The sequence below is a fragment of the Candidatus Uabimicrobium helgolandensis genome (assembly GCF_041508025.1).
GTDB classification, from domain to species: Bacteria; Planctomycetota; Uabimicrobiia; order Uabimicrobiales; family Uabimicrobiaceae; genus Uabimicrobium; species Uabimicrobium helgolandensis.
The window spans coordinates 7,399,385-7,426,283 of sequence record NZ_CP165719.1; the positions used below are offsets into that span (position 1 = coordinate 7,399,385).

The 26,899-nt window shown below is 35.3% G+C and carries 14 protein-coding genes; 8 read left to right on the plus strand and 6 right to left on the minus strand.

The window, feature by feature from the left end:
• The first annotated feature begins 174 nt into the window (after positions 1–174).
• On the plus strand, positions 175–3,222 hold the full coding sequence (locus UABHE_RS27390) for a HEAT repeat domain-containing protein (protein WP_372366500.1): 3,048 nt from the start codon (positions 175–177) through the stop codon (positions 3,220–3,222).
• 692 nt (positions 3,223–3,914) lie between these two features.
• Here UABHE_RS27390 and UABHE_RS27395 read toward each other — a convergent pair.
• Both UABHE_RS27395 and UABHE_RS27400 read right to left on the minus strand, forming a co-directional pair.
• The gene (locus tag UABHE_RS27395; protein WP_372366501.1) at positions 3,915–5,378 is read right to left on the minus strand and encodes a glycogen synthase; all 1,464 of its coding nucleotides are present in this window, start codon (positions 5,376–5,378) and stop codon (positions 3,915–3,917) included.
• Positions 5,379–5,392: 14 nt separating this feature from the next.
• A complete protein-coding gene (locus UABHE_RS27400) occupies positions 5,393–7,768 on the minus strand; it encodes an SUMF1/EgtB/PvdO family nonheme iron enzyme (RefSeq protein WP_372366502.1) in 2,376 nt (791 codons plus the stop codon).
• Between the two features lie 283 nt (positions 7,769–8,051).
• On the opposite strand from UABHE_RS27400, the gene UABHE_RS27405 reads away from it, so the two are divergent.
• Positions 8,052–9,167 (plus strand): aminotransferase class I/II-fold pyridoxal phosphate-dependent enzyme, encoded by a 1,116-nt coding sequence (locus UABHE_RS27405; RefSeq protein WP_372366503.1) that lies wholly within the window; start codon positions 8,052–8,054, stop codon positions 9,165–9,167.
• 243 nt (positions 9,168–9,410) lie between these two features.
• Here UABHE_RS27405 and UABHE_RS27410 read toward each other — a convergent pair whose 3' ends face one another.
• The 4 genes from UABHE_RS27410 to UABHE_RS27425 form a co-directional block, all read right to left on the minus strand.
• Positions 9,411–10,244: a hypothetical protein gene (locus UABHE_RS27410; RefSeq protein ID WP_372366504.1), complete on the minus strand. Its 834-nt coding sequence runs from the start codon at positions 10,242–10,244 to the stop codon at positions 9,411–9,413.
• A 303-nt stretch (positions 10,245–10,547) separates the two neighbouring features.
• Entirely contained in the window at positions 10,548–11,915 is a 1,368-nt protein-coding gene (locus UABHE_RS27415; RefSeq protein WP_372366505.1) for an HlyD family secretion protein, read from the minus strand.
• Positions 11,916–12,034: 119 nt separating this feature from the next.
• Complete coding sequence (locus UABHE_RS27420) at positions 12,035–14,173, minus strand: peptidase domain-containing ABC transporter (protein ID WP_372366506.1); 2,139 nt, start codon at positions 14,171–14,173, stop codon at positions 12,035–12,037.
• Positions 14,170–15,675: a TolC family protein gene (locus UABHE_RS27425; RefSeq protein ID WP_372366507.1), complete on the minus strand. Its 1,506-nt coding sequence runs from the start codon at positions 15,673–15,675 to the stop codon at positions 14,170–14,172. The genes UABHE_RS27420 and UABHE_RS27425 overlap by 4 nt, the downstream gene beginning before the upstream one ends.
• A gap of 318 nt (positions 15,676–15,993) precedes the next feature.
• Between UABHE_RS27425 and UABHE_RS27430 the strand changes: the two genes are divergently transcribed.
• The 6 genes from UABHE_RS27430 to UABHE_RS27455 all read left to right on the plus strand — a co-directional run bounded on the left by UABHE_RS27430 (position 15,994) and on the right by UABHE_RS27455 (position 26,805).
• Entirely contained in the window at positions 15,994–16,512 is a 519-nt protein-coding gene (locus UABHE_RS27430; protein WP_372366508.1) for a hypothetical protein, read from the plus strand.
• Positions 16,513–16,554: 42 nt separating this feature from the next.
• The gene (locus tag UABHE_RS27435; RefSeq protein ID WP_372366509.1) at positions 16,555–16,992 is read left to right on the plus strand and encodes a PaaI family thioesterase; all 438 of its coding nucleotides are present in this window, start codon (positions 16,555–16,557) and stop codon (positions 16,990–16,992) included.
• A gap of 401 nt (positions 16,993–17,393) precedes the next feature.
• Positions 17,394–19,493 carry a tetratricopeptide repeat protein gene (locus UABHE_RS27440; RefSeq protein WP_372366510.1) on the plus strand — a complete coding sequence of 700 codons (2,100 nt, stop codon included), beginning with the start codon at positions 17,394–17,396 and terminating at the stop codon, positions 19,491–19,493.
• 156 nt (positions 19,494–19,649) lie between these two features.
• Positions 19,650–21,746: a serine/threonine-protein kinase gene (locus tag UABHE_RS27445; protein WP_372366511.1), complete on the plus strand. Its 2,097-nt coding sequence runs from the start codon at positions 19,650–19,652 to the stop codon at positions 21,744–21,746.
• Positions 21,747–21,752: 6 nt separating this feature from the next.
• A complete protein-coding gene (locus tag UABHE_RS27450) occupies positions 21,753–22,715 on the plus strand; it encodes a fatty acid desaturase (protein WP_372366512.1) in 963 nt (320 codons plus the stop codon).
• Complete coding sequence (locus tag UABHE_RS27455) at positions 22,708–26,805, plus strand: aminotransferase class III-fold pyridoxal phosphate-dependent enzyme (RefSeq protein ID WP_372366513.1); 4,098 nt, start codon at positions 22,708–22,710, stop codon at positions 26,803–26,805. The genes UABHE_RS27450 and UABHE_RS27455 overlap by 8 nt, the downstream gene beginning before the upstream one ends.
• The last annotated feature ends 94 nt before the right edge of the window (positions 26,806–26,899 follow it).

The window sequence follows — 26,899 nt, forward strand, 5'->3', positions numbered from 1 at the left end:
CTAGCTTTGTTGCTCCTTAGTTACGCAGCTATAGCTGCGCGCCTTCGTCTCGCCGCGCTAGAAAATAAAATCCCTGCATTCAAATGGGTAACTACTTTTGTCAGGCCACTTAGTTCGAAAAGCAGAAACTATATTGGTTTGCGATACCAGCATCGACTCACTTAGGAATAAGATATGAAAAAAGCTATTTGGATTATATTTGTATTACATTTTATTTTTGCCGAGGAGAAAAGTGATATTAGGCGCTTAATCCAAGACTTATCTTCTGAGAAATGGCATGTACAGTATAATGCAGCTCGTACTCTAGGTTATTTAAACGTATCGAAAAAAGAAGTTGTTGTTTCTTTGACAAAAATGCTCGAACATGAAAATCAATATATCAGATATGCAGCAACTGTTGCGCTTGGCCAAATAGGTGAAAAAGCGCAACACGCCCTTGGTAAAGTGATACAAATGATAGAGTCCGATAAATGTGGTTATATACAAGAAGCAGCTATTGAAACCACAGCAAAAATCGGAAAAAAAACAGTTATTCCTATCCTCGAAGACAGGATATTCAATTCGCGATATAGTGCTGATGAAATAGCGGTTAGAGAATTATACAATATGTGCTTAGAAGCTAAATACTCCAAGTCCGATATAGTTAGAGAGCTAAAAGCATATTTTATTCGAAAACAAACAAAACAAGCGACTCCGCAAAACATGATCGCTGGATTGTTTGTACTTCTTGATAAAAGCGAAATACACTCAGGTTACAGAATACCCGAAGGAGAATTTGAGTCAATTAGCCAGGTCACTGGTCGCTTGCTAGATAAAATAGCAGTAGGCGTATTGCCAGGAATTATAGCTTCTTTACAGCAGTTACAAGAAAAAGACATTGTTGTTTTAGCTATGAAGATGCTGGTCAACTTAAGGTTTTGGGCAACGGTAAGCGACAAATCAAAAATACGCGATATTTTGTATTCATTAAAAGAGAACAATTACTACAAAATGACCGCAATCAATGCCATAGTAAAATTTGGCATGGCCTCTAAAAAAATTAAAAGCTTTTTATTCCAGGAATTAGAGAGCCAAGTAAGAGATCGTCGATATTTAACCCAAGAAATACTAAAGGATTTGCAGCCAAATGCAAATGATATTCCTCATTTAATACGTATACTTCAAGGCAAAAAAGAAATAGAAACCTCAGAGACAAAAAGAGTTGCAATGCAGTTATTAGCAAAACTAGGCCCGAAAGCAAGGCGTGCTATTCATCATTTAATTCCAATAATTATTCATGAAGACTCTTGGAACCAGAACTCCGCAATAGAAGCTCTTTCTAAAATCAATCCACAAATGCTAGCCAATATATTAGTCCACATTATTTTTAAAGATGATTCACCTAGACATGACATAGCAAGAGAAATAGGACGGTTAGGAAATGATTTTGCACTTCGCTCCTTAATACGCAAAAACAATGATGGCATAATGGGGTCAGCGTTAGCAGAAGTTGAGCCTGTTGATCTGTCAATTATTTCTACCGTAAATGACTCTCTTAAGATCAAATATGATCCTGAAGTTCCATGGATGGTAACGAGTCCTCTTATAAAACTGAAAAACAAAGCTGTTCATGCAGTTCCTTCTTTGATAGAACTATTAAACAATAAAAACAGAACAATAAGAAACAATGCTGTAGATGCGCTCGCTCATCTTGGCGGAGAAAAGTATTCCTCTGTAAATGAGCAATGGGATTATAATTTAATAAATGCTGTTGAAAAAGCCCTGAAAAAAGCTCTTCAAAGCGACAATAAGTATACAAAATTTTATGCCGCATATACTCTGGCGAAACTTGACAACGATGAATATCTAAGCACTATGATTGGCGATATATTTGTAAATCATAGTTCCGAAATAGCACAAGATGCAACGAGGATTTTTCGTTTTAAAAACCCAAATTACGTTTCTAATACGATGGTGCAGCAACTTGTTAACAATTTTGGCTATACAAATGAACAATCGCAGTACGATATAGTAAGCCTTTTACGAGTAAGAGAAAAACTTGTAAATATTCGATTCACAAAATTTACTCCCGCTTTGACAGCAGTTATTAAACAAACAACGGATCGCGATCTTATTTTAGAAATGCTAAGACTACTCTACAAAATAGGTCATAAAGATCATGGAATTCCATCAATGGTACCTGAACTTCTCGACCTCACTCAAAAATATATCTATCTGGATTCTGAAATTCCAATAGAAGCTGTACGAGCACTCACCTACATGGAACACAATCCTTTATCGATTGCTACTTTACGAAACATGCTCAAGAATTCAATTCTTATGATTGAAGCAGCAAAAGTATTAGAAAAAATAGACCTCCAAAATTTAATTCTAGATTGCGTAGATATAATAAATCAAAACCACCAAGCAAAAAATTTCCTAATAGAGCTCGCGAAAAAACATCCTTGGCTTGTTCTTCATCAATTATTACCGCAGAAGTATAAAAGTAAAATAACTTCTGTTGTAGAAGTCGCTAGACAGCAAATCAAATATAGCATTCCTTATTGTTGTGATAATGCTGAAAAAGAAATCAAAAACATTTCGCACGCGCAAAATAAACTTTTTACCGAAGAACATTTTGGTCTTAATTCTTCACTTAAAGCAATAGATAAAATATATGGAGATGAAGACATTCTCGAAGGTATATCATATTTAGCTAATGAAACAGCAAAAAAAATCGCGTTCTCTGCCGCAATTCGTAAAAACAATGAAGAATTATTCGCTATATTTATAACAGCAGCGGAAGTGAGTAATCGAAAATATTATGCGCTAAAAATTCTAGCAAAGCTCAAGTTAAAACCAGCGATTATGATTCCAGCAATGCAAAAACTAATTAACAAGCGCTATTTATACCTAGGAGATGGCTACGAAGTCGATAGAATGTGGGCCATAAAAATATTATCACAATTTTCTGCATATACGCGCCGCAATGTTCCTGCACTAAAAGATATAGCTATTAACTGCTATTCAAACAAAGCTAAATTAATAGATACCTCTTGCGGAACTGTTGCAATTCAGGCCCATAGTAATACAGGTTGGTATCAAGATGTTCGCAAAGAAGCGATTTTGGCACTAAATAAAATTAATTATATAGAGATTGAGATGATATTAGAAGATTTGCAAAAAGATCCCAATTTGGATATGCGAAAATTTGCAAAAGACATACTGATGAAAAGGAAGTAGATTTTTCTATTAGTACTACAGTTGTAATTAAAATAACAAATAGGTAGCTATAAAAATTAGACACTCTGTAGGTCTTATTTTATCGATAGCTCTTCTCAAATAGCAAAAAATACTGTTATTTGTAAACAGCTAGAAACACCGAAAAATAAGGAACTGTACTTAGTTACAACTGTAGTATTAGGGCGTGTCATCATTCAATACAGATAAAAATATAACGGATTCATTTAATGATACGCCAGTAGTAGCCCGAACCCGTTTGCGAGCCCGCGCCCGAAAACTTTTTGAGAGCAACAGAAAGTGATTTATTGGTTCAATACTAGTTTTTTGCGATGGAAAAAGAAACTTTGCTTCTTTGATAAATTGTTAGTGAAAGTTTCGCAAACGGGCTCGGGCTCGAAAAAACACACAATATTTTGAATGATGACACGCCCTAATTAAGCTTTTTTATTGAGTTTCTATTGGGCGAGAAGTCTATAGCAATTGCAAACTCTCGCCCAATAGACTGGTTACTTACTAAACATTCTCTGATTCAGTTTCGCTGTTTTCTAATGAGGAGTTTGCGCATGTTAGTGCAGAGACTGTAACGAGTTTAACATAATTATGATAAGTACTATAGTTACCAAGGCAAACATATGGCTATCCTAGTACAAAAATAATATAAACTCTACAGTTTAGGACCGCCGCATCTCTAACTACATCTGAGAATGCAAATACTTATAGATTTTCACGTATTTTTTGGCAGATGCTTCCCACGAGAAATCGCTTTTCATACCGTTTTTAATCAACTTGCGAAATTGTTTTGGCTCCTCGAACCAGTCGTGAATTGCTCGCCCTAATGCAAATTCGACACCTGGTTTCGTTGCGTCGATAAATGTATAACCGTTGCGTTTTGCTTCTGGAGCACGCCCGTATTCAACATCGTAAACAGTATCGGCAAGACCTCCTGTCAGCCGCGCGACGGGAACTGTTCCGTAGCGCATTCCAATTAGCTGTGTTAGTCCACAAGGCTCAAACAAACTTGGAATGAGTATGATATCTGCACCCGCATAAACTAGATGCGACAAGGCTTCGTTAAAGCCAAATTCTAAATGGCAATCAGGGTTGTCATTTAGTAACTCTTTTACCTCGGCAAATTCTTGGGATATTTGAGGGTTTGGACTGGAGCCTAATAACACAAATTGCGCGCCTTGTGATAACGAGTAAAAGATACCGTGCTTGATTAAATCCACCCCTTTTTGCTGAACTAAGCGCGAGACTACGGCTACAATCGGTTTGTATTCGTTGCGTAGCCAAAATTTTTCGCGTAGGGCTTCTTTGTTTTTGTATTTCTTATCTACACTATCAACATCGTAGTGATCAGATAGATACTTGTCGTCTTTTGGATTCCAATATTCGCTGTCTATGCCATTGATTATACCACTAAATTTATGGTGGTATTTGTTTAATAAATACTGTAGCCCCATACCTTTTTCTGTCAATTGCACTTCATTTGCGTAATTAGGAGACACTGTTGTTATGTAATCAGCATACACAACAGCTGTTTTCATGAAGTTGAAAATAGAATGGTCGTTTTCTCGGCACTCTTGGGGAATCAAATAACTACCTACTCCCAAATCATCAAGAACTGATTCGTGAGCGATTCCTTGGTGAGCGAAATTGTGAACAGTATAAACTAAACGCGGTTTATTCATACCTTCTTTATAATATATTTCGCGTTGTAAGATATTTACTAGAGCAGTGGTCCAATCATGGGAATGTATGATATCGGGTTCTATATTAACTTTAAACATAAACTCCATTGCTGCTTTGGAAAAAAATGCAAAGCGATCAATGTCGTCACTCTCTCCATATATTTTACCGCGATTAAAAAAGTGCTTATACCATTTGGCATCGATAAAATAACATTTAATACCTTCTACAACACCAGACATCACATCATTTACATGCCACTCTCCGCGGTACATTACCGGTAAATCGTAGTACACTGTTTGTAAATCAAAAATTTGATCGTACTGCATACAGTCATATTTAGGGAGTATGATGTTAACCTGATGTCCCTGTTCTTGCAAAGATTTACTCAATCCAATAACAACGTCTGCGAGACCACCAACTTTAGCAATAGGGGAACATTCTGACGATAACATTACAATATGCATATTCTTTTCCTTACTTACTTACAAAAACGAATACCTATAAATTCTGATTTTTGATTTACCAGTCCGTGATGACGCCTTGTTGTACGACACCCTTTTGAGTGATTGTACCAACTTCCGCCGCGAAGCGCATACTTAGCGTGAGACTTTTCGTGAGAGATTTTATCTTGTTGGTATTTATCTGTGTACAAATTTGCGCACCACTCCCAGACATTTCCTGATAAGTTGACACAACCATACGGTGATTTCCAACGTGAAAAAGCAAAAACAGGGGCTCCTCTTTTATAACCATCAAGATGCCTTTCGGTCCATTTGTTGTTTGATACATAATTACAACGATAAATTCCGTGCTCATTTGGCAACTGATCACCCCAAGGATAAGCTCTCCTTGGCCGAGGATTTAATAATAAAGGAATAATTTTTTGATCTGTTTTCCAATCAGGTATGTAAAAGCCACCTTTCGCTGATTTTTCCCACTGCTTTTCTGTTGGAAGTCTTTTTTGTGCCCACTTAGCATATTTTTGTGACGCTTGCCAAGAAATGTTAACAACGGGATGATCAGGAGAACTCCACTTAGGTTGTTTTGGAAAACGTTGTTTCGTTTTCTGGCAAAAATTCTTATATTGCTTTTGCGATAACTCGTATTTATCGATGTAAAAAGAATCTAGATATAACTGTTGAACAGGTCTTTCATTTTCTTGGAAATTACTTCCTAACCAAAATTTTCCTGCGGGAACAAATGCCATAACACTCTGGTCTTTTTCCCAAATATATTCTCCGCGAGTGCTAGCTTTTACCATTCCTTCTGGCATATGTTCTCCAAACCACCCGGTTCTTTTGTCAACAGCTTTCTTTATTATAATCTTAGCAGAATCTTCGACTCCGTGGTTAGGACACTTCACTGTTACCGAAAATATTCCTTCTTCTTCTCCTGCGCTAAAAATACCATCGTCGATAGTACCTCCAGTAGCAGCCCACTTAACCGATTTTGAGATATTCAACGTCTTGTTATTGTTATCGGAAAGTAAATAGTCAAATTTATGAGAACTATTTGGCACAAGTGTTATCTCTTTTGGTTCTATTTGGATGTGGTGTACTTGTTTTATTGGTGAAGGAATTGCAAATGAAACCTTTCTTTCATGAATAACACCGCCAACCATAAAACCTACGCGAACAGTATGAGCTCCGTATTTGAAATTATGTAAAGAAACGCAGTATTTGTGGTACTGTTGCCCAATTTGTGCAGCTCCAAGGTTTTGAGTAATAGGATTTAAGTTACGCTCTTCAAAAGCAATGGTAAATATCTTAGGTAACTGCTCTTTTGGAAGATAAGTTATCGTCCAGTAGATTTCTAGACACATCATACTATTTTTAGAAAACTTATTTGTGTTTTGTTCTAAACTGTTAGCTATTTCCAATTTATCAATCGTAAATTGAGTATCTTTTGCTTGTTGTTTATCACTCTTTACCATTTTCTTAGCCAAAGTAAAGCCAACAAAAAATAAAACTAAAAACACAAGAGTACTGACTACCCATGTTGGTAATACATTAAACGTTTCTTTGCGTTTAGTTATTTTTGTGTTGCAAACAGCGATTGCTTCTAAAACTTCATCCGAACTTTGGTAGCGATCTTCTCTTTTTTTTGCTGTTAATTTTGTAACTATCTTTTCCATCTCGAGTGGAATATCATGATGTAATTTATTCATTTTTGGAAGTGGAGAAGAAATATGTTGTTGCAGTACTTGTAAAGGCGTTCGTCCTGGATAAGGAATTTGACCAGTAAGAGCCTGATACAAAGTAATTCCCAAAGAATAAAAATCTGAACGGGAATCTATTTTTTTTACACCCATTGCTTGTTCAGGTGAAACATAAAACACAGTACTGATAATCTTATCTAGCTGCGATATATCCGAAACTGAATTAACTATTTTTGCCATTCCAAAATCGGTAATTTTAATTTTTTGGTCTTTGGTAATAATTATATTTGTGGGTTTTATGTCGCGATGCACAATTCCCTGCTTATGTGAATAAACAAGAGCCTTAGTAATTCCTTTGGCAATACTAAGCACGTGACGAGAACTTAAACGCTCTTTTTCCTCTATAAGAGAATACAAATTCTTGCCTTCAATATATTCCATTACCATATAAAATGTACTGTGATTTTCACCTCTTTCGTATATCTTTACTATGTTATCGTGTTGTAAAGTTTTCGCTTCATCTAAAAGGTGTAGTTTCTGTTTTAAAGAATGAGATAATCTTAAATCAAAAATTTTAATCGCAAAGATTTTCTTAGTTTCCAAGTGTTCTGCTTGATAAACAGAACCAATAGTTCCTTTACCAATAAATTTTTTAACCTGATATTTTCCAAAAGTTTTACCTAGCCAAACATCCATCGTGATTACTCTCGCAGCGCAATAGTTATTTAAATAATATATAATTACATTCTCAGCACTTTTCAGAATGCTGAAATGTATGAAAATCAGAGCTTAGTGTATGAGAATTTAGCTTTTTTGACAAGTAATTTTTGTTGTTGCCTCGATAAAAATGACCTCCACCTCTAGTATATCATCGCAAAGTATAGTGAAGCAATGTCACTCTATTGCAAAAGTAAATATTTCCTTTTACAATGATTAACGGGTCCTAAACCAAAAAGACAACGACGAAAGAGTCCAAGTTATGAAAATTGCCACATTTGAACTAGAACGTTATTTTGCAAAGTACGAATTTTCCACCAAGTATTTACTTTCTTCTTCCGATTGCGAATCTCTATCGATGTCAGAGTTGATAGAAATGGCAAGCCAAGAAACACTTAAGGCATGGCAAGAATTAAAGTTAGGTTATACTGAAATCTACGGACATCCCTTGCTAAGAGAATCTATTGCCGAGATCTACTCTTCTTTAAAAGCAGAAAATATTCTCACTGTTGTGCCATCAGAAGGTATTTTTTTACTGATGAATACTTTACTAAAACCAGGTGATCATATTGTCTGCACCTTCCCAGGTTATCAATCACTATATGAAATTGCACAATCTATTGGATGTGATATTTCTTTTTGGCAACCACAAGAAGAGCAAGGGTGGAAATTTTGCATTAATGATCTTCGCAAAAAATTACAAACAAATACGAAACTCGTGGTCGCTAATTTTCCTCATAACCCTACAGGCTATGTTCCACCGCTACAAGATTTCCACGACCTTATAGATATTGTTTATCAACAAGGAGCTTATTTATTCTCCGATGAGATGTATAGATTTCTTGAAACAGAAGAGACAAGTACATTGCCATCCGCGTCAGAAATATACGACAAAGCTTTTTCTCTATTCGGTTTATCTAAAACCTTTGGTTTACCAGGGTTACGACTGGGTTGGATGGCTTCCCAAAATAATGCTATCCTTGAAAAAATGTCACAACTAAAAGACTACACTACAATTTGCGGAAGCGCTCCTAGCGAAATACTTGCAGTGATGGCAATAAAAAATCGTCAACAAATTATTGAAAGTCAACGACAAAGAATACAGAGAAACCTAAAACATCTAAATGAATTCTGTCAAAAACACCAAGACTTTATTACTTGGAATAAACCAATTGGCGGTTCTATTTGTTTTCCAAGACTGTCAATCGCTGAAACTACATTGCAATTTTGTGAAAAATTAGTCACTGATACAGGCATCATGCTTCTTCCTTCGGAGGTATTCAATTTCGGTAATAAGCATGTTCGCATAGGATTTGGCCGCGAAAACTTTCCACAAGTTTTGCAAATACTTTCCGACTATCTAGAAAAACAAAAGTGAAATGAAATTTGAAGCAAGTATGTTTAACTGGGGAGTATCATCAATTGGATATCTATAACTATCGTAATCGTAACGGTAGTCGTGCTCCTAACTATAACCGAATATTTAACAGACTCTGATAAATATTTAATAGATGTGTTTGTACCAGTAAACAACCTCTGAAAACATTCATTTTCAGTTGTTATAAAAAAACGTAGGTCTAGTCAAGACCTGCGTTTTTATTATAAAAAGCCCAACTTCAATTTAAAATTCTTGTACTTTAATAACAACGTGATAACTTTTACCATCAAATTCAAAAGTAGGTGTTTCAATTTTTACACATTTTTCGATGAGAGGTAAATTATAATTTAAGGTTTTCTCTTCTCTTTGTGGTTCTTGAATAACAACTTCACCAAGCTGCGGAGATAAAAAAACTTTCTTGTCTTGTAAAGACATCAACTTGAGCCACTTAATTGAAAAGCTTATATGATTTATTTTGTTGCGCATATTGCGAAAAACCAAACTATCAAAAATAACAGCATTCTTAACAGTGGTAGCCATTTGTGGTGTTGCAGTTTCTTTCTCATCTTCTTTAGTAACCTGATAACTCTTAAGATAAGTAATTGTATCACCTACCTGTACAGAAGCTTGTTGTCCAAAGTGATATTTAACACGTTGAAAATGCGCATATTTTCCCGATACCTCAATATTTTGAGAAGGTGAAAATGGAATAACGGATACTTTACTATTCGTAGAAGAACTTTCTGCCAACAAAGCAGAAATCACATATGTTTTTGTCGATAAACTTACAAATTCCTTAAAAAACTCTTCTACATGTGGAACAGAAGCTTCTTCACAATGAACCGCTATTTCGATTTTTGGTGAAGAATTTACAATTTCTATTTTCTCGACGCCTGATATATGAGTAAGTAGGTTACGTAAACGGACAACTTTCCACTTTGTTTCTTCTGGGTACTTTGACTCTTTGATAATTTTTGTAACGTCGTAATTTTTGACTACGTTTTCAGCAAAACCCAAACTAGTTAGTACTAACAATAGAAAAAGAGTACTATTAGCGAAAAAAGTATTAAACGACATAAGCATTCCTCCGAAAAATAAAGATCTACTAAAATGCTCATTAATGTAGTTATTTAAATTTTATCTTTTAGTGTGGCAATGAGCCTACAACGCTGATTACATAAAAAGATACAGCAACGCTAAAAAATAAAACTATAGTAGAGTGCGTCAACATTTTACTAGATCACTTGACCTTTAAATTGTTTTATAAACCTGCGAATGTGTCAAGGATTATGTTATTTTTCTTTTCTGCATATATGGTAATTTACAACTACATTTCGCGAATATCATACATCCGACGTTCGTGAACTCCAAAGAACAGCTCTATTTCTTTTTTTTATATATTTCTGTTTTTAACTTGTCTGGTTCTTCAATACTCGGAGGAAAACCATTGAATTGACGCCAAAGCTCAAAACCAAGTGACACCTCATCGAGAAGTACCCATCCTACAACGCGTACTCCTTGGCGTAAATATTGGCTATCAGGCCAGGCAATGTCGTTTTTATCAGGGACAATAACAATACGAAACTTCCCTTTGCTACTATCTGTTGAATCAATTACTGCTACTTCCCCACCAAAAGTTCCAACAGCAGCCGATGGCCAACCCACAAATTGCAACGCAGGCCATCCTTCAAACTTAAGACGAACTTTGCGACCAACACTAACCAGAGGTATATCGTTACCGTCAATGTAAATTTCAACCGCTTTTTCTTGGGTGTATGGTAAAAATATAGCGACCGCATCGGCTTTCTTAACTTGCTCACTACCAGGAGCCTTTAGTATCTTAAATATATAACCTTTACGCGGCGCTTTAATTACTTGTGTTGATTGACGTGAAATTGATGTACTTAGTTTAGCAATTTCAGCCTGAATTTTAGCAATATCTGATTCACTAGATGCAATCAAGCTTTGTGTTGAACTCATTGAAGCATTCGCATCATGCTTTATTTTTTGCTTTTTTTCAAAACTTGCTTTTTCGTAGTTTTTTGCAACACGGAGTTCTTGGCGATATTTATTCACGTCGGCTCTAGATTTTTGATATTTTAGAGTGGCAACCTCCATGTCTCTCTGCGATGTTATTCCCTTGTCTTTTAAAACTAAAACTCGTTTATAATTTAGAGCACTAGTCGTAAAATTGGCTTTTTGGGCATCTAATTCTCTCTCTGTTCCTTTACGCTTTGCAATTGCTGCTTGTATTTCTGATTGCTGGATTGCCAAAGCACTTTCAAGAGAACTGTTAAGCGCAATATAGCGCGTACGATAAGACTCTAATTTACTTTTTGCTGCGACCAATTGATTTTTTAACGCTGTTTTTTGTTGCGCCAATCTATCCATCAATTGTGGATCATTATCGCTAATTTCAACAAGAAGTTGGTTTTTTTCGACAAGTTCTCCTTCTTCGGCATACCACTTAGTGACAACACCAAAAATAGGAGCAGCAATGGTTTGCCGTCTTTCTAAAGGGGCATATGCGATCACTTCACCTTTTCCCGTAACATTTTGTACCCATGGAGTAAATATCAGTGCAATGATCAAACTAATAAAACCAAAAAGAAACATTTTTGATAATATAGAAATAACCTTTGGAGTTTTTATGTAACGCAGTGCAGGAAGATCTTCTCCATTCTTATATGTATTATATCGCATCAAATCACTGTCAGATAGTGAACTGTAATACTCAAGATTATCCATTTTTACCTCGGTTCTAGAATGTCAATATCAATAAGTTTAAGAATCGAAAAACTAGTAAAATTCCTATGTAAAACAATATTAGGGACATGCCCTATATATCTCTCAACTTTCTAAGCCTTTTACAAAATATCTTTTACAAGTTCGATCTTGTGATTATTAAGTTCATAAACTAAATCACATTTGCTTAGAGAACTAGTATTATAAGAACTAATAAGCACACTAAACATTTTCGCTTGACAACAACGCTGCAAGTATGACAAAACCGTTTTACGAAGTTCATTATCAATACTATCAAGTATTTGATCTATAATCAGTAGTCTTGCACCAGAGAGTACAGCTCTTGTTACAATTACACAATATGCTAAGCCTTGAGAAAGAGGATTTCCTAAACTAGTTATTTTAGTATCTAAACCTTCTGGCAATTCCTTAATAAGCTCTAAAGCTCCTAAGTCATCTAACACTTCATGGATTTTAGATACTGGTATTGGGCGATCAAGACATATATTGTCACGTATGGTTCCTGAAAAGAGTTCAATTCCTCGAGAAAGCGAGATGTGTGCACGTAAGTTAGGAAGGAAAAAGTAACGTTTATCGACATTATTATAAAGAATTTGTCCCGAAGTGTAAGTACGGAGTCCATAAAGGACATCTAAAAATGTGCTCTTTCCGGAACCACTTTTTCCACTAATACCAACAATTTTACCTTCTGGTATATGCATACTAACATTCTGTAAGATACTTTTATTCTTATAAGAAAAATCTAAGTTTTTAATGTGGACTTCTATTGGCTTATCAATATTGATAAAGTCTCCATTGTTTCTTTCGACAGATAAATCAATGAGATATCCTAGCTTATCCGTTGCTGCAACTAAATCATAGTATACTGCTAAGTGCTTGCTGAATTTCGTTAAGTTTAAAGCAATAAGAGCAACAATAATTTCCGCTGCTACCAATTGCCCGAGGCTCAATTCACCTTGGATCACAAGATAACCACCAAAACCTAAGACTGCAGCATTAGCAAAGGCTTGTATAGAGAAAAAGCCAATAATTTGCCACAACAGTATACGAAAGTGTTGCTTGCGAGCTTTTAAATAATTGCGGGTGTGTGCGTCTGACTGTCTTGACAAATAGTTGAGCCCACTTTGTGATTTGAAAATGATACGATTTCGCACAATGTCTTGCAGCCAGCCAACAACATCATATTTTGCGTAAGACTCTTTAACACTACTACGAATAGCACCATAGCCCAACACAAAAAGTACATAACAAATTGCTGCGAGTAGTATCATATTAAAGACGAGTAGTATCGGATGGTACAACATCAAAAAAACCATGCCAATAATTGTTTGTAATACGATAGATAAACCGTCTATAACTAGGGATGAAGCACTTTTTTGTATCGTAACTATATCAAAAAAACGATTGACTAGTTCTGGTGGATTATGTCGATCAAAAGATGAAAATTTTACTCTTGGTAAGCGATACGAAAGGTCACAAGCCAATTTTGCGAACAACCGCTGCTGGATAATCTCAACAACATAAGAGTTTAATGTTCCGATAACAGCCGCAAAGCTTAAAATTAAAAATAATGCTATCGTTAAAATCACAAATGGTTGCAAAAGTGTTCCAAAGGCTATGCTATTTACTAATGTTTGTACAATAACTGGTGTAACTAAGTAAAAAAATCCAGCCACTAACGAATAAATAACAACAGCGTAAAGATCATTTTTTTCAATTTTTAGAAACTGGAATAGCCTTTTTTGTGGAGAAAGTGTTTTTTTGTGATAACGCGATTCTAATGGAGACAAAGGCAAGCCAGAACTAGCTGCTAACCACAATTTACCAACAGAATTATTCTCTTCACCGATAACTTTTTTTAGCTTCGAAATAGACAACCACTTACTAAAACCACTTGTTAAAGAGTAAACTTTTGCTTTTTTACTGCGAATCTCAGAAATTCCAATCCAACCATTAAATTTATTTTCGTTATTATTGAAGAATATCCATGGTTCGCTCTTGTTTTTAGTGGCAAATATTTGTTCTAAGGAAATAGGCATCTTGTATATTTGTACGCCAAGTATAGCACATACCTTGGTCAACTCAGAATAAAGAGTCTTTTGCGAATCAATGATCAAGTTTGCTTTTTCTATGGCCTTACGAAATTCTTGGTAGTCAATTTCGAGGTGCAAGGCATTATATAAAAATTCTAGTACACTACTAAATTGTTCGTAACAATCTTTTTGGGTATAACTTTTCATTGGATAATCTCTTTATTATTTATACGAATAAAAAATTGTTCAAGAACTTTCTCAACATTTCCTTCTGCAAAATCGAGCGCTGCAATAGCTTGCTCGTGAGCGGCAATCGCTTTTACTTCGTTTATACGGGCCTTTGTCAACTTTTGTTCTGTATCTTGTAACTGAAAAAGAGGTATCATTCCTTCTTCATATTTAATTTGTTGATTACGCAGTTGCTGTTCAGCGAGTACTTTATTCTTTTTTACTACTTTTACGCGCATTGCTTCCGCTTTTAGAGTTACTATTGATTGTTGAACATCATACATGATTTGATTTTGAATTTTGTTCAATTTTTCGCGAATCTGCTTTTGTTTTAAACGGGACTGTTGGTATTTGGATTTAGCAAGTCGGTTCCCCAGAGGTATTTCAAATGCCACTTCAAATTTCCAAGTAAGAAAGTCTCCTTGTGATACAGAATTGTACGCTTCAGACCACTCTTCATTAAGTCCTTGAATACCAACACCCGCAGAGATATCAAGCTTTGGTAGTAATTGATTTTGATAAAAATCGACTAATGTTTGTGCATTTTCCAGAGAAAGCCGACCACTAAACAAATCACGTCGATGTTTAAGAGCATTGGTTATATTTTTTGAAAAATCAACGTCAATATCAGTAAATTTGAGAGCATCACTTGGTAATAAAACCACGTCGCTATAAAAACTGCGATCAAGTGGCGAAATGAATTTTTTTATTTTATTACCAACAAGAAGAAGTTTTTGTTCTGCACTGATAAGTTCTTGTTGGCGATCAGCAACTATTCTTTGCGCTTCTACCATAGAAGCAGGAGCCATCATTCCTTCTTTGATACTTTGTTCTGTCATTTCTAAAAAGTTACCCGCAAATTTCAACGACATCTCTTGAAACTTCACTGACTCTCTCGCAACAATTAGCTCAAGGTATAAAAAGCGAATTTCGGTAACTACCTCTAATATTTTTTGTTGTAACTCATATTCTTGTATTTTAATATTACGCCTTGCGATACGTAAATCTGTAGTATTAACAAGTACTCCAAAATTGCGTAACAGAGGTTGAGTGACCTTAAGAGATAATTCTTGTGACCAAAAAGTATTCGTTCCCTCAAATCCGATAATATCATTTGAATCATAATATCTATCATAGCCATTTTCATATTGCAAGCGTACCGATGTTCCAGAGAAATATTTTTTATAGAGTCTTGCTGAAACATCCACATCAAAGCCATCCGCAGAACTTGTTTTATCGAATTTTTCTTTTTCAAAATTATCGTAACCAAAATTAAATGACAATAAAGTATCGAATTTACTCTCCTCTATGATAACGTCTTCACTCACTATACGCGGATTATATCTCTCTACTTTTAAATCGAGATTATTTTTTAGCGATTTTTGTATACTCTCTTGTAATGACAAACCAACTGGTTTATGTTCACCCATAAACAAAGATACATCAAATAAAACACCGAAGACGCACAGAAAGTAAAGCACTATAAACTCCTTCTTACTTATTTAAGTTATAAAATTATCAACTTGTTATTTAATTATATTATCATATTAACAATGCTTAACATAATAATGTAACACTTTCATAAATCAAGAGATATTTTAAATTTTTTTTTAATAAATTGACATTTCGTAGATAATAGCTGTAGATAGTTTTATTAGAGCAGGTTTAAATAATGCTGTTACTTTAGGAAATGACTTAACAAAACTAATTTCTAAAAGAACCAAGTTATCAGGAAGATAAATGCCGACGCTCTAAAACTACTTAACCTAAATAATTTAAAAACAATGAAGGAATTCGATATGCAAGATCAAGATTGGAATAGAGATTCAGTTGACATAACAACAGTAATAAATTACGTAATGAAAACCGTTGGTATAGTGATTGTTGTTATTGGAGTTGTATTTTTATTTTCTATTACGAAGCAAATATGGGAGCTATTCGAGAATCCTAATATTGTGAAAGACTTCGCAATGCAAATTGAAAAAGAAAGTAATGTTGATAAATTTACTTATGCTCTTATTATCGAATTATTAAACAAGCAAGAAAAAACTATAGCGCCCGACGAAAATCAACAGCCGAATAACCAACCGGTAGCAAACAATCTTATTCAAAGAGAACAGATAAAAATTTCGTATTTTGCTGCGTGGATTTTTAAGATACTTTTATTGTTAGTAATTACAAAAATAGCCCTCTGGATGATTCGTGAAGGTGGTATTATTGCAAGAAAAGAAAAAGAAAATAAGGCTTTAATTGCTAGTGTTGCCAAAGAAATGTGTAGTGATATTTTTAAGGAAATGGAAGCGCGAAGAAATCAGTAGTTAAAAATTCTAAGGCGTAAAATAGACAAGTTAGGAGCTTTTATGAAACCGCAAGATCCTCATTTTGAGAAGAAAATCAAAGAACTTTTTTCGAAAGCCAATTTTATTAGCGAGTTAGGTGTGCAACTTAAATCGATATCTCCTGGACAATGTAAAACAACATTGCAAGTTCAACCGCGACATATGCAACAAAACAAATTTGTACATGCTGGTGTACAAGCAACTATGGCTGATCACACTGCCGGAGCAGCAGCGGGAAGTCTAATAAAAGCAGATGAAATCATTCTCACTGTAGAATTCAAAATAAATTTTCTACGTCCAGCATTGGGAGAGAGTTTAAGATGTCAATCAGACGTTTTAAAAGCAGGAAAAAATATCTATGTCGCTGAATCAGAAGTTTTTTCAATAAGCAAAGGAGAAGAAAAGCTAACAGCTAAATCAATGATCACATTGTCTGTTGTCAAATGGCAGAATTGCTAAAGTAAAATTTGGAATATATACAAGTGCCTTTGATTCAAGAAGAATAAATGTATGTAAAAGAAAAGTCTTTAGACAAAACAAAGCTACACGCATTATGATGCCTGCACCAAATTCCTCCTCAAAACCATCGTCAAAATGAAAACATTTCAAAAACAAAGTGGTTTTTTTTTGTTTTTGGAGTTATTATCTATACAGTGCATAGTGCACCCTTAAGATTATTATACAAATCAAGCCCATTGATTTAGGTCTAAAAATCTAAAGATGAAAAGACTTACAAATCTTGGCATCAAGTGCGGGATTCTGGTCAAGGTCGAGAATAACACTAAGTTATTTATTTCAAAAGCTTTAAAACTTAAGCAAGTCAATGCGCTTGTATTATACAGATGAGGAGATACTTTACAATGAAATCTACAATAGAGTATCCTTTGGCAAAGATGCTACTAAATAGAGATGCAATTGTTTTTTGTGGAGCTGGTATCAGTATTGAGCCACCAGCAGGACTTCCTGATTGGAAAAAATTACGTGATTTTACTTTGGAAGCAATTGCGACAAAGCACTGGACAACGCAAAAATATTTATCATCGTTGTTAACAACACCAATGATTGCAGAACCAGGAGAACGCGGCTTAACTCCAGAAGTTGTTGCTTCTGAAGTTGTGGTCAATTGCCAAAAATACTTTGAATGCTTTCGCGCGTTAAATGATGGAGAACCAAATGCAAATCACCTTTATCTCGCAAGATTAGCACGTGAAGGTTTTTTATCATGTATTGTTACCACTAATTTTGATTTATTTATTGAAAAAGCTTTAAAACAAGAAGGAGTTAACTACAAAGTATATCGAACAGAAAAAGAATTTGAGTCTTATGGTAAAAGCGACAAAGTAGCGCTACTAAAGTTGCACGGGTGTATTAGTATTCCCCAAACAATTACTTCTACAGTAGAACAAGAAGCACGAGGACTTTCTGTTATTAAACAAAAACTATTAGCAGATTTACTCTGTCGTTATTATTTTATTTTTTGGGGATACAGTGGTGCTGACTTAAAAATCAATCTTAACTACTTACAAATGGTATCACAAAAAGAATGTGCACGCGGTTTCTTTTGGCATTTTTTTCAAAATAGTAGTTATACTGAAACTGTAAATATTAATGTAAAAAAGTTAGTTAATTTATACGAAAACAGAGGAAAAGTCATTCATGGTCAACTCCCTGGTATTTTCGATGAGCTAATATCTAATGATCCAATAAAACAACGAAACTACAGCGATTGTGAACGCATAGAGTGGCAGAAAAAAAAGAACAACAAACTAAAAATGTCTCTTTTTGAATGGGCAGAAAAAAAAATAACCGTATCTCATGCACTAACTATTTTTGGGAATCTTTTTTATCTTAACGGCCAGCTGAATTACGCCGGAAATTGTTACCTTGATTGTATAAACGTATCTCAGGAAGAAAAAAATTATAGTAATGAAGCTGCTACATGGAGTAATATTGGCGGTGTATATCGTACAATGGGTTATTATGAGGAAGCATTAGAATGCTATGCTGAAGCTGAAAAAATAGCTTATGAACAAAAGGATAAAGAAAATCTTGCTATTTTTATTAATAATATCGGTAGAGTACATCGTGCTCAAGGAAACTACCTCAAAGCAGCATCTTATTATGAAAAGTCCGTTTCTCTAAATAGCGAATTAAAAAACTACAAAGAATTAGCAATAGCTTTAAACAACACAGGGCTGGCTCACGCTTTTTTGAATCAACACAAACGAGCTTTAAATTGCTATTACCAAGCATTAAGTATATCGAAATATTTAGGTGATAAACGAACAATAAGTGCTCAGAGAAACAACCTAGGTAATATTTATCTAATATTAGGTAATCAGAACCAGGCATTAGCTCAATATATTGAAGTAGAGAATATCTGCCGCGCATTAGGAGATAAAAACAATTTAGCTGTTTCTCTAAATAACATCGGCACTATTTATAAACAAAAGAAACACAATCAAAAAGCTACTGAATATTTTGAGAATGCTCTTCTTCTAGCCGAAGAAATAGAAGATATACAAAACTGTGCCATATTTAGTAAAAATTTGGCTATTTTTTACGAACAATTTAGTTCTACCAAAGCGATGAAGTACTATGCTAAAAGTCAACGATATTATAGTAGCCTTCAAGAAACAGAACAAGCGAGATATATTGCACAGCTTTCCAAACATCTAGTTTACCTAAAAAAAGATATCGAAGACACCGACAATCAAATCATTATTCCTCCATTAGACGATGGTGATATTACGAATGACGTCATCAAAAAAATCATAGCAAAAGAAAATATTCGAAGAAACGCTAACAGGATACACCCTCATATGATGGCAAATGTAGCACCGAGACAATTAACATCACTCCCAATATCGCGAAAAACAAAAACAATAAATCCATTGCTGAAGAAAAATCCTCCAATTGCAACGCACAAAACCCCCATAGAGCTAGATACTATACACTAGCAATTCACTTGTCTGTTTAAAACAGACTATACATTCCATATGACAAATAAGCAAAAGTTTTGCAGCTCACTTATTTGCAATATCATCTTTTAATTTGTAAAATAAAAATCGACTTTTATGTCCACATTGTTAATTATAAGAACTGGACAAATTTACATGGAAAATAAAGATGATTTTTTGCTGGGAAAAACAGCGATTGCTTTTGGTTATATAAGTTCTTCGCAATTAGCTACTTGTATTCAGCAATTACAGCAGATTAAACAAAAGAATACTAATTATTCTTTGGACCAAATTTTTATCCGCGAAGGGTTGATTAGTCAAGCGCAATTGCAAGTTCTTCAAAAACAAAGTTTTGGACGTTATCGCATCGACAAAGAAATCGGACGCGGAGGAATGGGCCGTGTTTATCGTGCTTATGATCCGCAACTTGACCGCGTTGTTGCTCTTAAAACACTTCTCTCACAACAACAGCAAAACTCCATCGATCGTTTTTTACGCGAAGCAAAAACTACCGCGAAGCTAGAACATCCTAATATCGTCAAAGTTTTCGATATTGGTACGGAAAGCGGTATGAATTTTTTTGCTATGGAGTTTATCAATGGTGTATCCTTAAAAAAAGCGATACAAAATAAAATGTCTACACGTGCTTTGATTGAAATTATGATCAAAATTTGTCATGCAATGCACTATGCTCATTCTTGCAAAGTAATTCATCGCGATTTAAAATCAGTCAATATTATGCTTGATAAAAACAATGTTCCCTACGTTATGGACTTTGGCTTAGCGAAAATAACACAGGTAAGTAAGGAACTTTCTCGCAGTGGTATGATCGTAGGTACTTTAGAATATATGTCTCCCGAACAAGCATCCGGTTATACCCGCCAAGTAGATGCCAAAAGTGATATTTACTCATTAGGCGTCATTCTTTATGAAATTTGTACTGGACAAACACCTTTTCGCGGAAAATCATTTGCTAATTTAATTTTACAAATCAATGAAGAGCAGCCTCGTGCAATCAACGAAATAAAACCACGCTTATCCAAACACCTGGATGCTATTTGCCAAAAAGCTATGGCAAAAGAAAAAAAAAGGCGTTATAAATCAGCTCTTTTACTAGCACAAGACTTAGAGAAATATCTTAGCGGTGATAAAATTAAGATAAAAAAAGTCTCTCGGCTACATGTTCTTTTGCAAAAAACAAGGCGAAACAAATTAGCAGCAAGTATGTGTTTAATGTTCGTTCTATCATTTGTTTATATTGTAGTTTCGCACCGCCAACATAATAAGCAGCTATATAAAATGGATGGCTATTTACGTGAGCAAATTTCAATCCTTCAGGACTACAAAAGCAAGTATGATAAATTGCAAAAAAGTCGTTCGTCTATGAATTTAGAAGAAACCCAAAAAATTATAAACTCACTAAAATCTCTTTCTGATTTTGATAAAAATTTGTATAAGTGGCGTATAATTCGCGAATCTCATACTCAAGATGTGATAAGAATTTTGGAAAAAAAACCTGAGCAACAACTGTTAATTGCAGATATTTTAGCAAAAATGCAACCGCAAACGAAAGATGACATACTAATTCAAAAACTCCAATCAACTAATATTTATGAAAATCCAAAGTTTGCAGAAGCTCTCGTAACTACGTTGTCATATTGGCTGCACCCACAGGCTTACCCGGCTATAAATTCCATTCGCAACCGCTTTTCAAATGCACACCCTTTTCGTTGGCGAACAACTCAAGCATTTAACTATCTCGCAAAAAATTTTTCTCAATCACGAGATTCAACGTCTATAAACATAGTAAAGCTCCGCAAACCAAATGACAGTCACCTTCTTGCTGACAAATATCCAACAACAACAATTCGTATTGAAATGCTTGTAACTTATGAAGGAAATGGAACAATACTTGATACTATTGGCGTTGCTGCCGCTCCTGAAGGTGCGTGGAACCTCCGAGTCGATAATGAAAGTATTATTTTTTCTCTATATTTTGCGCAGGGGCAAAGACGCGACATTCAAGGGTGGGGAAACATTTCTGTTTATGGAAAAAAAAACCAAGAGCATCACATTGTAATTGAAGGGAAAGACGGAAACTACAAACTTACCGTTGATAAAAAACCAAGCGAAACTATTCAACGTGGGCCTCTTGCTCAAATACCAGTGTATATAGGTGATTATCCTCGCGATGTTAACAACAATTATGGGGCCATCACTGGCACAGTACAAATTCTATATATAGGACCGTAAATATTAATGGACACACCGCAAATTCTAACAAAAGAGCAAGTCGCTACTTTTCTTAAAGAAATAGAACAACAGCCATCATTATTTTTGACTTTAGCGCTGTGTAGTTTTTCTTTGATTATCTACCTATGTAGTTTATTTATGCCGCTTACCTTCTTTCCTATTACGGTTATTTGTCTATCGATAACAATGACAATGTTTGCAGTGATTACTCATGAATGCGCCCACCTTTCTTTATTTCCTAAACGCATAGTAAATATCTGGATTGGTTATATTGCCGGAGTGCTCTGTTTTACTCCTTTTTGTAGTTACCAACGAGGTCATCGTGCGCATCACAACTGGGTAGGTTCAAGTCTAAAAAAAGACCCTACTCCAAGTCCAAAGAAGCGCGTAACACCAAATCTATTCTTGGACATACTATTTAAATTACGCATACCTGTTTTTTATTGGTTCGGAGTCTATTTACCTTATTTATTCTATGATTTAAAACCAACTGCTCGTAAACACAGTGCAAAACATATTGTGCAATTTATTGTAAACATCGTTTTTATTATTGTCTTTCATTATTGTGCTGCTATTTACCTTGGAGCGAATAAATACTTACTACTAGTAGGCTGCGCATTTATTGGTAGCGGGATGATTTATGAACATCTTTTCACAATGACTCAACACGTTGGCCTACAATCAATCCCTGAAAAAAGAGAAAAGTATAGTTACCGTGAACAGATAAACTTCTCTCGTTCAGTGCATTTACCATTGTCTGTTCTTTTCTTTCATTTTAACCTTCATAAAGAGCATCATCTCATTCCTGGGCTAAACTACCAGTCTCTCCCTATTCTTCATGAAAAAATCAGTATACTACGTCCTGATATTTTTACTTTTACAAGTAGTGAGATACGCCCACTTTCTATCAGAAAACAACCTATACACGAAGTTTTATCTGCACGCAAGGGAGACCAAGAAAATGTTTGATGTTGTTCTCTCTTCGCCACCACATATAGAAGGAAAATATGACTCTATTCGCAGTATGATTTTTTCTACACAGTGCCACAACGAATTAGAAAAATCAATTATCGTTGGAGCAAACGCCTTAAATGATAAGCCAATCACTTTACGAAATATCCAAAATGCTGTTTATCAAACGCAAAAATGGTGCTGTAAACAAAAAATTGCTGTTGGCGATACAGTAGCTCTCTTACGTTTTCCACAAACATCTGAAGTACCATTAGCATTATCGCTTCTTGCTTTTTTAGCCTGCGGCATACGCGTATACTTGCCACAAGACAACGACCATTTAGATTTTTTAACTACGTCGACAAAAGCAATTGTTGGTTGTCTATATGAAAATGCACAAAGAGAACAAGATTATTCACTACCGTTGTACTGTGTACATAAAGACTTACAATTGTTTAATCGCGGAACAAAAACTGATATTCCAATCATCGACAAACAACGATCAGCTATTATATTTACAACATCGGGAAGCACTGGCTTACCTAAATTAGTTTTATATACTCATGAAGCTTTAATAAATTGTGGCAAGGCTTGGCAAAAAGCAGGCCTTTTCTCCGAAAAAACAACAGGTGGAACATCTCTCTGTCCTACCTTAAGTCATACAATGGGTGTCCGCAATTTGCTTGGCGCTCTGTGGACTAGACGCCATACTTTATTTATTTATCGCGAATGGCTTAACGAACCACAAAAAATAGAAAAATGGTTACTGAAATACCCACCGCAACATATTACCTGTGGCAGCGCTTTATTTTTTATGCTTCACAAGTTCAAAGCACAAAGTCCAGCACTGCGCAGCTCGCTAAAGTCTAATTTGCGCTGTATTGTGGCAAGTGGTTGTAAAGTTGCCGAAAATCTTCGCAAATTATTTCCCGATATTATTATTGCAAATGCTTTTGGAACAACCGAAACCCAACAAGTAATGAACTCAATACTTATTGAGCAAGAAACCGATAGTAATTGCTTGGGAAAACCTTTACCTGGCGTACAAATTGCAATTCGTTACACTCAAAAGCAACGCGGGCAATTGTTTGTAAATAGTCCATTTGCAGCGCAGCAATATTTAAATAACCAACCATTTTCTCCATGGATTGCAACTGGAGATATTGTAGAGTATCAAAATGACAAAGTTTACTTCGTTACTCGCGAAAATGAAAAAATCGCAAACAATGGTCTCGGCTTGAAAATTTCTATGTCTGAAGTAAAAGAGGCATACAGTACTCTTTTACCAGCATACTCTAAAATATTTGCTGTTCATCCTAAAAATCCAGGGATTATCGCCTTAGTTTTTATTCGCGATTTTAGCGGCGACATTCGTAGGCTAAAACAACAGACCCAAAGTGAATTAGAAGCTTTTTTCTGTACAAATAATTCGTGGCGCGATCGTGCACCACTCACTGCCATTGGAGTTATACCGCAAAATATTCCAATGTCTACTGTGGGAAAAGTAAATGCTACCCAAATCAAAGAACAACATTCAGATTTTATAGAAATTATTGCTGACGAACAATTAACAAATCCCTACAAGATTTTCCTAGATAGCAAAAAATCACCAGTCTATCATTACCATCAACCGAAGATAGGTCGTCTTTTAGAAACACTCGATCTAACGCGTAATTACATCCGCGGCGATGGCAATTATTTATACACAAAAGAAAACGAAAAAATTCTCGATGTAGTTGGTGGATTTTCCTGTAATTTATTGGGCTATAACAACAAAATTGTTCGTCATCAATTACAACAAAACGCGCAACATATTTTCTTAGACCAAGCCAACATACGCTGCAGTGCAACACTATTATCACAAGAAATTGCACAAATAATGGCTAAATACACAGGAAAATCATACGTTGCTTGTTGGGCATCAACAGGTTCAGAAGCAGTAGAAATAGCCATTAAACATGCGTGGTTTGCAAAACAAAAACGTAAAGATGCGCTTTACCAAAAAATGCGCCAAGCTTTTGTACCGCAACACATAAGCGATATGTGCGTAGATTCTTACCATAGAAACTGCAGTTCGCCAGTCATTATTGCACTACACAATGCTTTCCATGGACGAACCTTAGGGGCGATGAGTGTCTTAAGCAATAAACAACGCAAAGTCTTTTCCCCGCTTTTTAGTATACAAACTGTTTTTATTGATGAAGATTGCGATTTAATAAAACTCAAAAACCAGTATCAGGTAACCGTTCTCATTCCTAAGTTTTACGAAGGTGAATGGATTTTACAAAAAGTAACAATAAACAATATTTTTGCTATTATTGTAGAGCCAATACAGGGAGAGGGTGGAATCAGAGAGATTTCCTCTGAATTCTTGTGTAACTTACAACACCTTGATGCTCCTATTATTATGGATGAAATTCAAAGTGGGCTTGGCCGCAGTGGTAATTTTTTTGCTTCTAGTCCTGTTATCGGTGACTACTACGTTCTTGGCAAAGCACTAGGAGCATCTTTAGCAAAAATATCACTCACTCTTATTGAACAATCGCAATATATTGAAGATTTTGACGTGCAACGCACTTCGACATTTGCCGAAGACTCCTTTTCATGTCAAATCGCTTTAGATGTTCTAAGAACAATACAAAGTGACGATATTGCTAAACGCTGTACAGCGATTGGTCAAAAACTTAAAAATAAACTACAAGAAACGCAAAATAAATACCCCACAGTTCTCAACAAAATTAGTGGCCGCGGTTGTATGATCGGAATTGAACTATGTTATTCTGGGAAGAATTACCTATTACAACAACTCATTACACCACAAATCGGTTACTTTTGCGCATCGTACTTGTTAAACCACCACAGCATACGAATACTTCCGACATCATCTGCTCCTAATATGTTACGCATACAACCAAGTGCTTATACAACAGATGAAGAGATACAGATACTCATAAACGCGATTAAAGATTTATGTAAAACACTATGTAATAGCAGTATTACCAAGATAATTGGCCATCTTGTGCAACTACCAAAACAACTGGCAGCAAACACACCATTTTCTCTCTCGCTTAAAAATCCAACGACAAACAAACGTATAGCTTTTATTCATCACCCTTTGAATTTGGCAAGAGAATTACTAGCTTATTTTCCAGAATGCTCCAAACTTTCTGCACGTAATCGTCGAGATCTAAGCACTACTTTTTGCGAACTTTCTGAATTGCGACCAATAGTAACTTTTAACGATCATTTGCATCAAAATCAAATATGGTTAATGGGAATTGCTTTGCCTGCACCGCCGATTTTTTTTAAAGAGAGTTTACTACACAACGAATGCGAACTCATAGAGCAGCGTATCCAAGAAGCTATCGATTTAGCTATTGAGAACAGTTGTCAAACGATTGTTCTTGGAGGATATACCAGTATCATCGCTCAAAAAAGTACCCAAATCCATATCCCACAACACATTCAAATTTCTTCTGGAAATACTTATACAATTGCCATTGCATGGAATGAGTTGCAAAACAGTTTAGTAAAACATCAACGAACACTGAGTAATTGTCGCGTAGGAATCGTAGGTGCACTAGGTAATATTGGTCGTGGTTATTGTAGACTTTTAGCGCAACACAATTGCTTAGAATTGGTGATGATAGGGAGTCCATCTTCAATAGAACGTTTGCAAGATTTTGAGAAGGAAATAAGGGGCAGTGTCTCCACAAGTGATTTGCAAAAACTAGATTGTTGCGACATTGTCATCGTTGCGAGTAATCACTATGTACCGATAATATTCTCAGAACACATATCACAAACCAAACAAGTTTTGATTCAAGACCTATCGCAACCTGCCAATGTTGATTCAAGCGTACGTAAACAAAACAATGTCTCTTTTTTGTCTTCAGGCCTTGTGCGTTTACCACACGATAAAACATTTCGTTTAAATCCATCTTTACCGCGAGGTGCTTGTTTTGCTTGTACTGCGGAAGGAATAGTTCTTTCTCTATCAGAATACAAACCGCCATGTTCCTGGGAAATTTATCCTGAAAACATTTTAACTTTACTTGAAGAAGGTAAAAAGCAACAATTGATATCAACAATGCCTTCTATTTTTTAGACAAGTTACGACTTGTCCCAGTTGAAAAAGCTAAATTAGTATATAAATCCTTTAATACGAATAAAGGTTGATCTAACAAGAGATTAAGGAAGCT

What these genes read in the sequence shown, in the direction of transcription:
- UABHE_RS27390 (WP_372366500.1), top strand. Translation starts at nt 175, where the DNA reads ATGAAAAAAGCTATTTGGATTATATTTGTATTACATTTTATTTTTGCC.
- UABHE_RS27395 (WP_372366501.1), bottom strand. Translation starts at nt 5,378, where the DNA reads ATGCATATTGTAATGTTATCGTCAGAATGTTCCCCTATTGCTAAAGTT.
- UABHE_RS27400 (WP_372366502.1), bottom strand. Translation starts at nt 7,768, where the DNA reads ATGGATGTTTGGCTAGGTAAAACTTTTGGAAAATATCAGGTTAAAAAA.
- UABHE_RS27405 (WP_372366503.1), top strand. Translation starts at nt 8,052, where the DNA reads ATGAAAATTGCCACATTTGAACTAGAACGTTATTTTGCAAAGTACGAA.
- UABHE_RS27410 (WP_372366504.1), bottom strand. Translation starts at nt 10,244, where the DNA reads ATGTCGTTTAATACTTTTTTCGCTAATAGTACTCTTTTTCTATTGTTA.
- UABHE_RS27415 (WP_372366505.1), bottom strand. Translation starts at nt 11,915, where the DNA reads ATGGATAATCTTGAGTATTACAGTTCACTATCTGACAGTGATTTGATG.
- UABHE_RS27420 (WP_372366506.1), bottom strand. Translation starts at nt 14,173, where the DNA reads ATGAAAAGTTATACCCAAAAAGATTGTTACGAACAATTTAGTAGTGTA.
- UABHE_RS27430 (WP_372366508.1), top strand. Translation starts at nt 15,994, where the DNA reads ATGCAAGATCAAGATTGGAATAGAGATTCAGTTGACATAACAACAGTA.
- UABHE_RS27435 (WP_372366509.1), top strand. Translation starts at nt 16,555, where the DNA reads ATGAAACCGCAAGATCCTCATTTTGAGAAGAAAATCAAAGAACTTTTT.
- UABHE_RS27440 (WP_372366510.1), top strand. Translation starts at nt 17,394, where the DNA reads ATGAAATCTACAATAGAGTATCCTTTGGCAAAGATGCTACTAAATAGA.
- UABHE_RS27445 (WP_372366511.1), top strand. Translation starts at nt 19,650, where the DNA reads ATGGAAAATAAAGATGATTTTTTGCTGGGAAAAACAGCGATTGCTTTT.
- UABHE_RS27450 (WP_372366512.1), top strand. Translation starts at nt 21,753, where the DNA reads ATGGACACACCGCAAATTCTAACAAAAGAGCAAGTCGCTACTTTTCTT.
- UABHE_RS27455 (WP_372366513.1), top strand. Translation starts at nt 22,708, where the DNA reads ATGTTTGATGTTGTTCTCTCTTCGCCACCACATATAGAAGGAAAATAT.